The organism is Subdoligranulum variabile (assembly GCF_025152575.1).
Taxonomy (GTDB): domain Bacteria; phylum Bacillota; class Clostridia; order Oscillospirales; family Ruminococcaceae; genus Gemmiger; species Gemmiger variabilis.
Map to the genome: position 1 here is coordinate 3,025,780 of NZ_CP102293.1, position 14,783 is coordinate 3,040,562.

9 protein-coding genes are annotated in these 14,783 nt (G+C 53.2%); 8 read left to right on the plus strand and 1 reads right to left on the minus strand.

What is annotated here, in order from left to right; all coding sequences use genetic code 11:
• The first annotated feature begins 42 nt into the window (after positions 1-42).
• Positions 43-2,088 (plus strand): ATP-dependent zinc metalloprotease FtsH, encoded by a 2,046-nt coding sequence (gene ftsH / locus NQ490_RS14265; protein ID WP_007046476.1) that lies wholly within the window; start codon positions 43-45, stop codon positions 2,086-2,088.
• A 17-nt stretch (positions 2,089-2,105) separates the two neighbouring features.
• Positions 2,106-3,185, plus strand: coding sequence for a hypothetical protein (locus NQ490_RS14270; RefSeq protein ID WP_007046475.1), 1,080 nt, complete (start codon positions 2,106-2,108; stop codon positions 3,183-3,185).
• A gap of 69 nt (positions 3,186-3,254) precedes the next feature.
• On the opposite strand, the gene NQ490_RS14275 is transcribed toward NQ490_RS14270, so the two are convergent.
• On the minus strand, positions 3,255-4,217 hold the full coding sequence (locus tag NQ490_RS14275; RefSeq protein ID WP_007046474.1) for an RluA family pseudouridine synthase: 963 nt from the start codon (positions 4,215-4,217) through the stop codon (positions 3,255-3,257).
• Positions 4,218-4,317: 100 nt separating this feature from the next.
• Here NQ490_RS14275 and NQ490_RS14280 point away from each other — a divergent pair, with 100 nt between their 5' ends.
• From NQ490_RS14280 to mutS, 6 genes are all read left to right on the plus strand, one after another.
• Positions 4,318-5,052, plus strand: coding sequence for a JAB domain-containing protein (locus tag NQ490_RS14280; RefSeq protein ID WP_007046472.1), 735 nt, complete (start codon positions 4,318-4,320; stop codon positions 5,050-5,052).
• A 147-nt stretch (positions 5,053-5,199) separates the two neighbouring features.
• Positions 5,200-7,239 carry an excinuclease ABC subunit UvrB gene (uvrB, locus tag NQ490_RS14285; protein WP_007046471.1) on the plus strand — a complete coding sequence of 680 codons (2,040 nt, stop codon included), beginning with the start codon at positions 5,200-5,202 and terminating at the stop codon, positions 7,237-7,239.
• Positions 7,236-10,136: an excinuclease ABC subunit UvrA gene (gene uvrA / locus NQ490_RS14290; RefSeq protein ID WP_007046470.1), complete on the plus strand. Its 2,901-nt coding sequence runs from the start codon at positions 7,236-7,238 to the stop codon at positions 10,134-10,136. The genes uvrB and uvrA overlap by 4 nt, the downstream gene beginning before the upstream one ends.
• A 160-nt stretch (positions 10,137-10,296) precedes the next feature.
• Positions 10,297-11,682, plus strand: coding sequence for a tRNA (N6-isopentenyl adenosine(37)-C2)-methylthiotransferase MiaB (miaB, locus tag NQ490_RS14295; protein ID WP_040917591.1), 1,386 nt, complete (start codon positions 10,297-10,299; stop codon positions 11,680-11,682).
• A gap of 27 nt (positions 11,683-11,709) precedes the next feature.
• Positions 11,710-12,117, plus strand: a complete 408-nt coding sequence (locus tag NQ490_RS14300) for a YlbF family regulator (protein WP_007046468.1) — start codon at positions 11,710-11,712, stop codon at positions 12,115-12,117.
• Positions 12,118-12,163: 46 nt separating this feature from the next.
• The gene (gene mutS, locus NQ490_RS14305; RefSeq protein WP_007046467.1) at positions 12,164-14,782 is read left to right on the plus strand and encodes a DNA mismatch repair protein MutS; all 2,619 of its coding nucleotides are present in this window, start codon (positions 12,164-12,166) and stop codon (positions 14,780-14,782) included.
• The last annotated feature ends 1 nt before the right edge of the window (position 14,783 follow it).

Below are 14,783 nucleotides of genomic sequence, written 5' to 3' on the forward strand. Positions count from 1 at the left end.
CATAAACCTCGTTTCAGCGGCATCCTTGTGGTTGCCGTGCTCATGGTCGTGGTATTGTTCTTTGTGAGTTTGTCGCCGCTGCTGTCGGTCTCTGCATCGAACCATATCAATTACTCTGAGATTTACTATTATTTTGAAAACCAGCAGGTCACCTCGTACCGTCTGGATATGGGAACGAACAAGCTGGAAATGTGGCTGAAGGAAGGAAAGATTCCTCTTCCAGAGGCCACCGTTCAGATGGATGATCAGCAGACGGGAGGTCTGCTCAACAGTCTGGGCGGATCAGAGGAGGATGCACTGCCTGCCAATGGCGGTACGGTGTATGTAACCTACAAACTGCCGTACGGTGTGGATTTCAACACCGGAAAAATTTCCGATTTCATCGATGCATACAATGAGGCAAACCCGGATGCACCGATGATTTTCGACTACGTGGCAGCCAAGACCAGTATCCCCTGGCTGGAGATTATCTTCTATGTCGTGATGCTGGGAAGCCTCGGCATGCTGTTTATGTCGATGTACCGCGGCGGAGCCGGTGGCGGCATTATGAATGTCGGCCGTGCCAAAGTGAAAGATCAGCAGGAAAATCAGCGCAAGGCTACTTTTGCTGATGTGGCCGGTGCCGATGAAGAAAAAGCTGAGCTGCAGGAAGTGGTGGAATTTCTTAAAGCGCCGGGTAAGTTCAACTCTCTTGGCGCACGGATTCCCCATGGCGTTTTGCTGGTAGGCCCTCCGGGTACCGGTAAGACGCTGCTGGCCCGCGCTTGCGCTGGTGAAGCGGGCGTGCCGTTTTATGCTATTTCCGGTTCCGATTTTGTGGAAATGTATGTAGGCGTCGGTGCTTCCCGTGTGCGTGACCTGTTTGAAAAGGCCAAAAAAACGATGCCCTCCATTGTGTTTATCGATGAGATCGATGCGGTTGGCCGGCAGCGTGGTGCTGGCTTGGGCGGCGGTCACGACGAACGTGAACAGACTCTGAACCAGTTGCTGGTAGAGATGGACGGTTTCGATGCCAATGATGGCGTTATCGTCATGGCTGCGACTAACCGGGCAGATATCCTTGATAAGGCGTTGCTCCGTCCTGGCCGTTTTGACCGTCAGGTTTATGTGGGGTTGCCCGATGTGAAGGGCCGCGAGGAAATTCTCAAGGTCCATACCAAAAATAAACCGCTGGGCCCGGACGTCAGCCTGAAGACCATTGCCCGTTCTACGGCAGGATTTTCTGGTGCTGACCTGGAAAATCTGGTCAACGAGGCAGCTCTGCTGGCTGCACGGCGCGGCAAGAAGGCCATTACCGAGCCGGAGATCGAAGAAGCTTCTGTCAAGGTCATGATGGGCCCTGAGAAGAAGAGCCATGTTGTGACGGATGATGAACGCCGTCTGGTGGCGTATCATGAAACGGGGCATGCCATTACCGGTTATTTCGGAAAGCATCATGACCCGGTGCATCAGATTAGTATTATTTCCCGCGGAGGCGCAGGCGGATATACCATGTATCTGCCCGAAAAAGATCCCAGCTATGTAACCAAAACCGCAATGTTTGAAAACATTGTTTCCCTGCTGGGCGGTCGTGTTGCGGAGCAACTGGTGCTCGACGATATCTCGACCGGTGCCTCCAGCGATTTGCAGCGCGCTACCGATACCGCCCGCGCAATGGTTACGCGGTACGGCTTCTCGGAGCGGATGGGGCCGGTCGTTTACGGCAGCGATCCGGAACAGACATTCCTGGGCCGTGATTTCGGTCAGGGAAAAGGCTATTCCGAAGCTATTGCCTCGGAAATTGATAATGAGATCCGCGATATTGTGGATGAAGCGTATGAAACGGCGCGGCGGCTGCTGACGGAGCACATGACTGAGCTGCACAAGGTGGCCACCGTTTTGATGGAGCGCGAGAAAATCAGTGGTGATGAATTTAGAACGCTGATGGAGGGCGGTAACCTCCCGCCGTTTGATCTGGGTAAAGGTGAAACAACAAAAGTTGCGGAGCCGGAAGCGCCTGCGGCTGCCCCGGATCCTGCGCAGGAAGAATCCCGTAAGCCTGATACTGCTGCCGAGCCGGATGCAGACCGACCGGACGCCCAAGAGTAAAAAGTAGGTGTTGGATCATGGATCAGAATTTTTCCCTGATGGCGCAATCCCGCGCCAATTATTACACTGCCGGCAGCCCGGTTCAGTTTGTTCGCGTTGAACTGCTGAAAGGTGATGTTACCGGTGAAGTTGCGGTTTGCCTTACTTTCAAAAATGTGGGGACAGAGCCGTTGACCGGATTGGTGGTTCATTTCAAATGCAAAGATGCCGCCGGTCAGGTCCTGTGCGAAGATGATTTCTATTATGAGCAGTTGGACGCACAGCCTGGTGATGTTTTCGGCAGTGACGATGCTGTATATGTCAGTGACACCCCCGTTTCCAGCGTGGAAGTGGAACAGGACCGCGCTTTCCTGAATGGACGTGGTGTGGATCTGCGCAACTATAAGCGAGTTCGTTTGCAGATGCCCCGTGTACTGCCGGCTTCCATCGCTAAAACGCTGCAGCAGCGTACAGGCAACAGCATGCTGACCTGTGTTCCGCAGGATACCGAATACGGCTGGTTCTGCGCTTGTGGTGCGTTCCATCCAAATGAGGAAAATTGCACCTATTGTTCGGAGTGCGGCGGTGATCGTGCCGGCATCAAGGCGACGCTGACCACCATTCTGGAAGAAGCGCGTCGTGCAGCGGAACGTCAGCAACAGGAGATCAATTCTGTCGCAAACAATGTTGCGCCGCAACGCGCACCTGCCAGCAATCCCGCGGCTACAGCGGCAGCTGCGCAGGCAGCCATTGATCAGGCTGATGATGGCTATGCCGAAGACGCAACAGCTACCTATGATCCCAAAGAATATGCACAGCAGGATGATGCTGAGATGGAACGTGTGCGTCGTTATGCTCCCAAAGGTCGTTTGTTTGACGACGAAGAGGATGACGACGAAGGCACGCAGATGTACGATACCGATGAACTCGACTACGAGGACGAGGACGAAGATGATATGCCGCGGGGCAAAAAGCGCGGCCGTTATGCAGATGATGATGAAGCCAGCGAAGACGATGTGATGGCGGAACGTATTATCCACTGGGCGCCTCCGATTACGGCGATTGTCTGTGCCTTAATTATTGCGGTGTCTTTGGTGTATCATTTTGTGATTGCGTAATGCAGAAGCATTCGCGTAAATCATCTGTACAATAAAAACAACCGCTGCCAACATTGGCAGCGGTTGTTTTTATTGTTGTGTCAGACGATCAAACAGTCTGATGATTTCAGGATCGTCCAGTTTGATGACGCGTCCGGACAGATACTGTAGACGGTTCTCCGGAGGAATGCGCCCGAAAGTCAGGCGCTGTGCGCAGAGAGCTTGTGTTTTCAATCCGGTTCGTTCGTTCATTTTACGGTTGCCATATTTGATATCTCCCAAAACGGGATGGCCCAGATAAGAAAGATGTGCACGAATCTGATGCGTACGTCCCGTAATCAGACCAATCCGGCAAAGCGCAAACGGTCCGGACTGGCGGATGACAGTGACGTCCGTGATAATCTGCTTGTAGCCCTCGGATTGCCGGGCATGAATGCGAACCTTGTTGTTTTTTTCGCTGTGCTGGAGCCAGGCAATGTGGCGGCCCGCTGGCGGTGCTCCTACGGTGATGGTAAGGTATTCTTTTTTCATCAGGTCGGTACGGATGATTTCATTCAAATCACGCAGCGCCTGGTAAGTTTTCGCAGCCAGAACCAGACCTTCGGTACCGCGGTCCAGGCGGTTGCACAAGGCAGGGGCAAATCGCTGTTCGGCATGGGGATTATACTCGCCCTTGGCCTCCAGATAGGCAGCAAAGGCGTCTACCAGGTTGGGATCGCCGGTACGATCACGGTGACAGAGCAGATGTGCTGGCTTGTACAGAACTGCAAAATTCTCGTCTTCGTATACAATGGTGACGGGAGGCTGCCGACGGGGCGGTTTCGGTTTGGAGGTTCCGGTGTGGGCCGGGAAAAATTCGTCGTTGATATACATCTCGATCACATCACCGGTACAAAGCCGTGTGTCAGGTTCGGCGCGTTTCCCGTTTACTTTAATTCTTTTGTTTCGGAATGCTTTGTACATCATGCTTCTTGGCAACTGCTGCGTCACACTCTCCACAAAGCGGCTCAGGCGTACTCCGTTTTCATTGGAACCGGCAGTAAAACTTTTCATGGAATCCTCACTTGGCAAATTCATACTTTGCAAATTGTTTTTTACAGTATATAATAAAATGAAGAAAAGGTAAAGGGAAATGCCAGAAGGATGTGAGAGCATGGACCAAAACAAGGCGCGTCCGCTGCACGAAAAACATCGGGCCCGTATGCAGGTGCGAGTGGAGCGGGACGGACTGGACAGTTTGGCCGAGCATGAAGCACTGGAATATCTTCTGTTTCTGGCAATCCCGCGACAGGATACCAATGAGTTGGCCCACCGCCTGATTCAGCATTTCGGAGATTTCTGCAAAGTTATGGAAGCGGATCCCGAGGAATTGAAACAGGTAAAAGGAATTGGAGAGAAAAGCGCGAGACTGATCTCAACCGTAACGGCTTTCGGCCGTTACTATGCTCTCAAGAAGAGGAAACACCGGGTGGCGCTCAATCATACGGAGGCGGCCGTTGAATATGTGAAACCGCTGTTTTTGGGATTACAGAATGAACTTTTGTACTTGATTCTGTTGGATGACAAGTGCTGCCCGGTTCGAGATTTGCGGATTGCCGAAGGAGTTCCGAATCGCGTGCATATCGATACCCGTAAACTGTTGCGGGACGTGGCCCGTACCGATGCGACCTGCGGAATTCTGGCCCATAATCATCCCACCGGATTACCACTGCCCAGTGAGGCAGATGTAATTGCGACAGTTGGGATCATGAAGGCATTGGACCCATTGGGCGTCAGCGTAATTGATCATATCATCGTGGCAGGGGAGGATTCCTGTTCCATGCGGGCGCGCGGTTGTCTGCCGGAATACCATGGCGGTAGCGACATACTCAATGCTTCCAGCAGATAATGAAACCTGCACTCTGTTGCCGGAAGGCAGCAGGGTGCATTTTTTACCGTATGCTACACAAAATGTAGGTGTGGGTCTTTACTTATAAAAATGCCTATGCTATAATCTGTTTACAACAAAACGTTGTTAATGTAAGCGAGGTACGTCATGGATGAAGTTTTCCATCTGAAAGCGCCTTTTCAGCCAACCGGTGACCAACCCCAGGCAATCGAAGCGCTGGTACAAGGCATTGAGGAGGGCGATGATGCTCAGACGCTGTTGGGCGTGACCGGTTCCGGCAAAACGTTTACGATGGCCAATATCATTGCTCGATGCAACCGTCCGACGCTGATTCTGGAGCCCAATAAAACATTGGCGAGCCAAATCTGTACTGAGATGCGCAGCTTTTTCCCGGATGACGCGGTGGAATATTTTGTTTCCTACTATGACTATTACCAGCCGGAAGCGTATATTCCTTCCACGGATACGTATATCGAAAAGGACAGCGCTATCAATGATGAGATTGATCGGCTGCGCCATTCTGCCACAGCGGCCTTGTCTGAACAGCGCAATGTGATCATCGTGGCCAGTGTTTCCTGTATTTATTCGCTGGGTGATCCTATCGACTACCGCAGTATGGTGATCAGTCTGCGTCCTGGCATGCAGATGGAGCGGGATGAGCTGTGCAACCGGCTTGTGAAGCTGCAGTATGAGCGCAATGACATGAACTTTATCCGCAATAAGTTTCGAGTCAAAGGCGATACGGTGGATATCCATCTGGCCTACAACGACGAATATGCCATTCGGGTAGAGTTTTTCGGGGACGAAATCGACCGTATTATTGAGTTTGATCCGTTGACGGGACAACACAAGAACGTGGTGCGTCACGTGGCAATCTTCCCGGCCAGCCATTACATCGTTGGTCCGGAAAAGATGAAAGAGGGCCTGGCCAAGATTGCGCTGGAGATGGAAGAGCAGGTCAAAAAGTTTACCGAAGAAGGAAAATTACTGGAAGCGCAGCGCATTCAGCAGCGAACCAATTATGATATGGAAATGTTGCAGGAAGTAGGGATGTGCAAAGGCATTGAAAATTACTCGGCTGTGTTGTCTGGTCGTGCGCCGGGTTCTACGCCTACCACCTTGCTGGACTATTTCCCAGACGACTTTTTGCTCATGGTAGACGAAAGTCATGTTATGCTTCCGCAGATTCGTGGCATGTATGGTGGGGACTACAGTCGTAAAAAGACACTGGTGGAGTACGGATTCCGTTTGCCGTCTGCCTTTGATAACCGACCGCTTCGCTTTGAAGAATTTGAAAAAAAGGTTCACCAGAAAATTTTTGTTTCGGCGACCCCGGGCGAATATGAACGGCAGCATTCCAGCAGGGTGGCGGAGCAGGTGATCCGCCCCACGGGCCTGCTGGACCCGTTGATTATGGTGCGACCGGTGGAAGGACAGATTGAGGACTTGCTGGGAGAAATCCGGCAACGCATCGACCGTGGGGAGCGAGCATTGGTCACTACGCTGACAGTCAAGATGGCGGAAGATCTGACGGATTATCTGGAGGAGCATGGTGTCAAGACCAAATATATGCACCATGAAGTGGATACCTTTGAGCGGATGGAGATCATTAAGGATCTGCGCGTAGGAGCAATCGATGTGATTGTAGGCATCAACCTGCTCCGTGAAGGGCTGGATTTGCCGGAAGTTTCCCTGATTGCGATTCTTGATGCCGACAAGGAAGGCTTCCTTCGTAGTGAGACGAGTCTGATTCAGACGATCGGCCGTGCGGCCCGCAATGCGAATGGTGTGGTACTCATGTATGCCGATGAAGTCACGCCCAGCATGGAGCGCGCCATTATGGAGACGGAGCGACGCCGTGCCATCCAGGACGCCTACAATCAGGAGCATGGTATTACGCCGAAAACCATTGTGAAAGCGATTGGCGACGGGCTGGAAATCAGCATGAGCGAGGAAAACAAGCGGATGCGCCAGCACCGTATGAGCCGTGCAGAACGCCAACAGACCATTGAACGTATGACCAAGGAAATGAAAGAGGCCGCAAGGTTGCTGCAGTTCGAGCTGGCAGCACAGCTGCGCGATGAGATTGCACGGTTGGAACGCGGGGAAGACCCGACGGCGGCGGACACCAGCGAACGAAAAGCTGCGGCCAAGACGCGAAAGGGCAGGAGGAAATATAAAAATTGAATACTGCACCGAAAGAAACCAAACGAAAATCCAAAATTCAGATCGATCCCAATAACCGGATTGTTATCAAAGGTGCCCGGGAACACAATTTGAAAAACGTGGATCTGGTGCTGCCGCGCAATAAGTTGATTGTGATGACAGGGCTGTCGGGTTCTGGTAAGTCCAGCCTGGCTTTTGACACTATTTTTGCCGACGGCCAGCGCCGGTATATGGAGAGCCTTTCCAGCTATGCGCGGCAGTTTTTAGGCCAGATGGAAAAGCCGGATGTGGATGAAATCACGGGACTTTCCCCGGCTATCTCCATTGATCAGAAGACCACCAGCCATAACCCCCGGTCTACCGTAGGCACGGTCACGGAAATTTACGACTATCTGCGTCTGATGTATGCACGGATTGGCGTACCGCATTGCCCGATCTGCGGCCGGGAAATCACTCAGCAATCCATCGATGAGATGGTGGATGAGGTTATGAAATTGCCGGAGCGAACCCGCTTCCAGGTACTGGCACCGGTGGTTCGTGGACGCAAGGGCACCCAAGCCAAGGAACTGGAGGCCGCACGGCGTGCGGGCTTTGCGCGTGTCCGGATTGACGGAAACATGTATGATCTCGGCGAAGAGATCAGTCTGGAAAAGAATATCAAGCATACGGTCGAGATTGTGGTGGACCGTCTTGTCATCAATGACACGGTTCGCGGGCGCCTGGCGGACTCCATTGAGACGGCCCTGGCGCAGACCGGCGGTCTGGTACTGGTCGATGTAATCGGCGGGGAGCCGATGATGTTCAGTCAGAGCTATGCCTGTCCGGAACATGGCATTTCGGTGGAAGAACTGACGCCCCGGATGTTCAGCTTCAACAATCCTTTTGGCGCCTGCGAAAAATGTACGGGTTTGGGGACCTTCATGAAGGTGGACCCGGCCCGGGTCATTCCAGATAAGCGCAAGTCCATCCGGGAAAGTGCTATCAAGGCCAGTGGCTGGTACTACGCGGAAGGCTCCATCTCGGAGATGACCTATGTTGCCCTTGGCAAGCGGTATGGCTTCACACTGGATACGCCCATCAAGGATTTCAGCGAGGAGGCACTGCACGCGTTGCTCTACGGAACCGGAGAGGAACGCATCGAGATGCAGCGGGAGAGCATGTTTGGCTCCGGCACTTACTACAACCAGTTTGAGGGCATCATTCCCAATCTGGAACGCCGATTCCGGGAGACGAGCAGCGAGTGGGTCAAGGAAGAAATCGCGCTCGTCATGTCCAGCGAGGAATGTCCGGCATGTCATGGTCGTCGGCTGAAGCCGACCAGTCTGGCGGTTACGGTGGGCGGCATCAACATCGCGGATTTCTGCGATAAGAGCGTCAGTGAGGAACTGGAATTCATCAGAAATGCCAAAGTCAGTGAACGGGACGAGATGATTGGCGCACCAATTTTCAAGGAAGTCAAAGAACGACTGGGATTCCTGGAAAGCGTAGGTCTGGGATATCTGACATTGTCCCGTGGAGCTGCTTCTCTTTCGGGCGGCGAGAGCCAGCGTATCCGGCTGGCGACACAGATCGGCAGCGCTTTGACCGGCGTGTTGTACGTGCTGGATGAGCCGAGTATCGGGCTACACCAGCGCGACAACGACAAACTGATTGCTACCATGAAACGTCTGCGCGACCTGGGAAATACGTTGATAGTCGTAGAACACGATGAAGATACTATGCGTCAGGCGGACTATATCGTGGATGTGGGACCGGGTGCGGGTGTCCACGGCGGTGAGATTGTGGCAGCGGGCAGTGTGTCGGACATCTGCAAGGTCAAACGCAGCGTGACCGGCGCCTATCTGTCGGGCCGCAAGTTTGTGGAAGTTCCGGAAACACGGCGGGAAGGCAATGGGAAATTTCTTCGGGTTGTCAAAGCGCATGAGAACAATCTGCAGAACATTACGGTGGATTTCCCGCTTGGCAAGATGATTTGCGTAACCGGTGTCTCCGGTTCCGGCAAATCCACATTGATCAATGAGATCCTGTATAAGACGTTGGCCGCAGCACTGAACGGCGCCCGCAGCCGGCCCGGTCAGTGCGAAGAAGTGCAGGGCATGGAATGGGTGGATAAAGTGATTGGCATTGATCAATCGCCCATTGGCCGCACACCTCGTTCCAATCCGGCAACCTACACCGGTGTATTTGGCGATATCCGTGCCCTGTTTGCCAGTACGCAGGACGCCAAGATGCGCGGTTACGGTCCCGGCCGTTTCAGTTTCAACGTCAAGGGCGGCCGCTGTGAGGCCTGCGAAGGCGGCGGTATCCTGCAGATTGAGATGCATTTTTTGCCGGATATTTATGTTCCGTGTGATGTCTGCAAAGGAAAACGTTATAACCGTGAAACACTGGAAGTAAAATACAAGGATAAAAATATCTCCGACGTATTGGACATGACAGTGGAGGAGGCCTGCAATTTCTTTGCCAACATTCCCAAGATTGCCCGTAAACTGCAAACGCTGCAGGAGGTCGGTCTTGGCTATATTCAGCTGGGCCAGGCAGCTACCACACTGTCGGGCGGTGAGGCACAGCGCGTTAAGCTGGCTAACGAGCTGGCACGTCGGGGAACAGGCCAGACGGTCTATATTCTGGATGAACCCACAACCGGCTTGCATGTGGCAGATGTACACCGCCTGGTAAAGGTACTGGATAAGTTGGTAGATGCAGGTAATACGGTTATTGTCATTGAGCACAATCTGGACGTAATCAAGCGCGCAGATTATATCATTGATCTGGGACCGGAAGGCGGCAGCGGGGGAGGTCGAATCGTGGCTACCGGCACGCCGGAAGAGGTGGCGGAAAATCCGAACTCCTTTACAGGACAGTATCTGAAGCCGATGTTGGAGAGAGCACGTCAGCTGCAGCAAAAAGAAAAATAAGAACAGAAGGCGCCCGCGTGACGGGCGCCTCTGCTTTTGTATGCAGACCACAGGATACCGTGTACGGAACAAAAAGAGAAAACAAGCGCTTGTACTTTCGCGGGTAATTTGCTATACTATTACGGTATATTGGATTTGTACGCCCTTAAGGAGAATTCTTTTGGAAAAATTAACTTATACCCATAATGATGAAGCGGCCAAAATGCTGGCGGCTTACTACGAAACACCACCTTTGGCGTTTGTGCGCAGCTACGGCTGCCAGCAAAATGTCAACGATGGCGAGAAAATCCGCGGTGTATTACAGGACGTCGGCTTCGGTATCTGTGATACACTGGAAGATGCGGATCTGATCCTGTTCAACACCTGCGCTGTTCGAGAGCATGCAGAACAGCGTGTGTTCGGGAATATTGGTGCGCTGAAGAAGCTCAAAGAACAGAATCCGCGGCTGATCATCGGTGTGTGCGGTTGTATGGCTCAGCAGCCTCATATTGTGGAAAAATTGCGTCAGAGCTATCCTTACGTAGACCTCGTTTTCGGAGTGGATGGAATTGACCGCTTGCCAGCGATGCTGGCGGAGCGTCTGCGCCGCGGCAAGCGGTATTTGGAAACACCGGAACAGCGCAATGCCGTGGTGGAGGAAATGCCGATCCGCCGTGACTCAGGCTTCCGTGCCTGGCTGCCGATTATGTATGGGTGCGACAATTTCTGCACCTATTGCATAGTACCCTATGTACGTGGACGTGAGCGCAGCCGGGAACCGGATGCGATTCTGGCGGAATTCAGGGATTTGATTACCAAGGGGTACAAAGAGATTACTCTGCTGGGACAGAATGTCAACAGTTACGGCAAGGGACTGGGAAATCCCATCGACTTTGCTGATCTGCTCAATCTGCTTTGTGCCGTGCCGGGAGACTACCAGATCCGTTTCATGACCAGCCACCCGAAAGATGCCAGCCGTAAACTGATCGATACCATTGCCGCGCAGCCGCATATGTGCAAACATATTCATCTGCCGGTACAATCCGGCAGCAATCGGCTTCTGCAGCAGATGAACCGGCATTATACGGTGGAACAATATCTGGATCTGGTGGATTATGCCCGCAATAAAATACCCGGCGTGACATTTTCCAGCGATATTATTGTGGGATTCCCCGGAGAAACCGAGGAAGACTTCGAGGCGACGTTGGAACTTGTGCGCAAAGTGGGATATATGCAGCTGTTTACCTTTATCTATTCCAAGCGCAACGGCACGCCGGCCGCCAAAATGCCGGATCCGACCACCCATGCCGAGAAAGCGGCCCGCATGGAACGGTTGCTTCGCACGCAGGATGAGATTGCCTTTGCTGCCATCGCTTCGATGGCGGGGCAGAATGTTCGGGTCCTGGTGGAGGCTGCCGGTCGCACACCTGGCACAGTGAATGGTCGCCTTGACAACAATCTGGTGGTGGAATTCCCCGCACCGGAAATGTTGATCGGTCAGTGGGCGCGGGTGAATCTTACGGGTTCCCGTGCCGCACTTCTGACCGGTGAACTGGTTGATGAATAAAAATGATCTACAAAGGAGTATACAACAATGGATTGCATGGATTTGTTTAAGAAAGCGGCTGCTGCGATGCAGACCGATCCCCGTTACCTCGAACTGGATGCGGCGCGCCGCGCCAACGACGCGGACCAGGAACTGCAGGGTATGATTGGTGAGTTTAACCTTGCGCGACTGGATCTCAACAATGAAAGCGCTAAAACGGAAACCGATGCTGCCCGCGTGGCGGAATTGAATCAGCGCATCAATGACCTGTACACCCAGATCATGGCCAGCGAAGGCATGGTGCGTTATACGGCGGCCAAGGCAGAGTGTGAGGCAATGGTGAGCTATATTGATGCCATCATCAATACGGCCATGAACGGTGGTGACCCCATGACCGTGCAGCAGCCGGAGGGGGGCTGTACCGGCAGCTGCGCTACCTGCGGCGGTTGCCATTAATAGTGTGCCCATTCAGGATTTTCGAGAGATAACAGGAGTGTGAAACATGGCCGAACAAGCAGTATCGCCCATGATGCAGCAGTATTTTGAAATCAAGAAACAACATCCCAACGAGATTCTATTCTATCGTGTCGGCGATTTCTATGAAATGTTCTATGATGATGCCCTGACAGCTTCGCGGGAACTGGAACTGACCTTGACCGGCAAAAACTGCGGCAAAGAAGAGCGGGCCCCGATGTGCGGGGTGCCGTTTCACTCCTATGAAACCTATGTGGCCCGACTTATCGCCAAGGGGTACAAAGTAGCTATCTGTGAGCAGATGGAGGACCCGGCACTGGCCAAGGGTCTGGTCAAACGGGATATTATCCGCGTGGTCACGCCGGGCACGGTCATCGAGAGCAGCATGCTGGCGGAAGACAAGAACAATTATCTGTGCAGCATCTACTGTAAGCGCCGCCGAGGCCATTGGCGTGCGGGAATCTGTTTTGCAGATATCTCCACAGGCGAAGCGCGTGCCACGGAACTGAACGCTGAGAAGATAGGCGGGGCAATCATTACGGAACTGTGCCGTTATATGCCCAGTGAAATTCTGATCTGCCCGCCGATGCTGGACTTCAAAGATGTGACGGGCTATATCAAGCAGCATACCAGCGCCTTGGTGGAACTGCGGGAGGAGGCCTGTTATAAGGACGCCCTTTTGGAATCCACCATGGCCGGGCAATTCGGTCCCGAATGGCGGACCACCCTGGGGTATGACGAAGATGCGCTTGTTCCTTATGCCGTGGCAGCACTCCTTAATTACCTGCAGGAAACGCAGAAGCATGGCCTTGAACGCATCAAGACGGTTGATAACTATGCCGATGCACAGTACATGCGGTTGTCCCCGGTGACTCGTGCCAACCTGGAGTTGACAGAAACGATGCGTGGCCGCGAGAAGCGTGGTACGCTGCTTTGGGTGCTGGACAAGACAGAAACCTCCATGGGCAAGCGATTGCTCCGTTCCTGGATTGAACAGCCGCTGGTGGATGCGGAGGCCATCAATGCTCGGCTGTCGGCGGTTCAGGCACTGTATACCGCCAATATTGCCCGCGCAGATCTGAAAGAGGCATTATCCCATGTGTTCGATATTGAACGGTTGACGACCCGCATCCTGTATGGATCGGCAACACCCCGTGAAGTCAAGGCTCTGGGAGATACCTGCGCCCGCCTGCCGGAGGTCAAAACACAGGCGTCCGCCTGCGGAGCACCGTTGCTGACCCAGTTGGCGGATCAGATCGATCCGCTGGATGATTTGCTGCAGAAGATTACCACAGCCCTGGTGGATGATCCTCCGGCTACGCTGAAAGACGGGGGAGCCATCCGTGCCGGTTATAACAGCGAAGTGGATGAACTGCGGGACATCATGCATGGCGGCAAGGGCTATCTTGCCAATCTCGAAACCAAGCTCCGTGAGGAAACGGGCATTCCTAAGCTGAAGATTGGCTTTAACAAGGTGTTTGGCTATTATATTGAAGTCAGTCGTTCCTATACGGATTCGGTGCCGGACAGCTTTACCCGCAAACAGACTCTGACTACCGGTGAGCGTTACATTACTCCGGAACTCAAGGAACTGGAAAACAAAATTTTGGGTGCGAATGAGCGGCTTTTGGTGCTGGAGCATCAACTGTTTGCGGATCTTCTGTCGGAAATTTCCGCTCAGATTGTGCGCATTCAGCGCACGGCCCTGGCTGTTGCTCAACTTGACGTTCTGGCCGGGTTTGCAGAGGTTGCTTTGCAAAATAACTATGTTCTGCCAGTGGTGGATCAGAGCGGCGTTATCGAAATCAAGGAAGGCCGCCATCCGGTTATCGAACAGATGCTCAAAGGGACACTGTTTGTGCCCAACGATACTCTGCTGGATGAGGGCGAAAACCGCATGCTTTTGATTACCGGCCCCAATATGGCTGGTAAATCTACCTACATGCGTCAAAACGCGCTGATTGCTCTGATGGCGCAAATCGGCTGTTTTGTGCCGGCCGCCAGCGCACACATCGGTGTGGTGGATGCGATTTTTACCCGTGTGGGCGCATCGGATGACCTGGCTGCTGGACAGTCCACTTTTATGGTGGAAATGACCGAGGTGGCAGAAATCCTGCGCCACGCCAGCAAAAACAGCCTGGTGATCCTGGACGAGATTGGCCGTGGAACCTCTACCTTTGATGGTATGAGTATTGCGCGGGCTGTGGTGGAGTATATCTGCGACAATATTGGATGCAAGACACTGTTTGCCACCCACTACCACGAGCTCACCAGCATGGACCAGGATATCTACGGCGTGAAGAACTACAATATCGCTGTCAAGAAACGCGGGGAAGACATTACTTTCTTGCGCCGGATTGTGGCGGGGCCTGCGGATGACAGTTATGGCATTGAGGTGGCGAAGCTGGCGGGACTTCCCTCCAGCGTGACCAAGCGTGCTCACGCCGTGCTGCGCCAGCTGGAGGCCAGCGCACCGGGACGAAACCAGACGATGCAGCTGGATTTTGAAACGGTGGAAGCCTACAACAATCCGTCGGTCCCCAGCGAAGTGGTGGACAAGCTGCACAGCGTGGACATTGAGACGCTGACGCCGCTGGAAGCACTGAACTTTCTGTATGAACTGAAAAATGTATTGGATAAAGACTAAA

Coding starts and splice junctions, on each gene's coding strand:
- NQ490_RS14270 (WP_007046475.1), top strand. CDS start 2,106: ATGGATCAGAATTTTTCCCTGATGGCGCAATCCCGCGCCAATTATTAC.
- NQ490_RS14300 (WP_007046468.1), top strand. CDS start 11,710: ATGGATTGCATGGATTTGTTTAAGAAAGCGGCTGCTGCGATGCAGACC.
- uvrB (WP_007046471.1), top strand. CDS start 5,200: ATGGATGAAGTTTTCCATCTGAAAGCGCCTTTTCAGCCAACCGGTGAC.
- mutS (WP_007046467.1), top strand. CDS start 12,164: ATGGCCGAACAAGCAGTATCGCCCATGATGCAGCAGTATTTTGAAATC.
- ftsH (WP_007046476.1), top strand. CDS start 43: ATGGTCGTGGTATTGTTCTTTGTGAGTTTGTCGCCGCTGCTGTCGGTC.
- NQ490_RS14275 (WP_007046474.1), bottom strand. CDS start 4,217: ATGAAAAGTTTTACTGCCGGTTCCAATGAAAACGGAGTACGCCTGAGC.
- NQ490_RS14280 (WP_007046472.1), top strand. CDS start 4,318: ATGGACCAAAACAAGGCGCGTCCGCTGCACGAAAAACATCGGGCCCGT.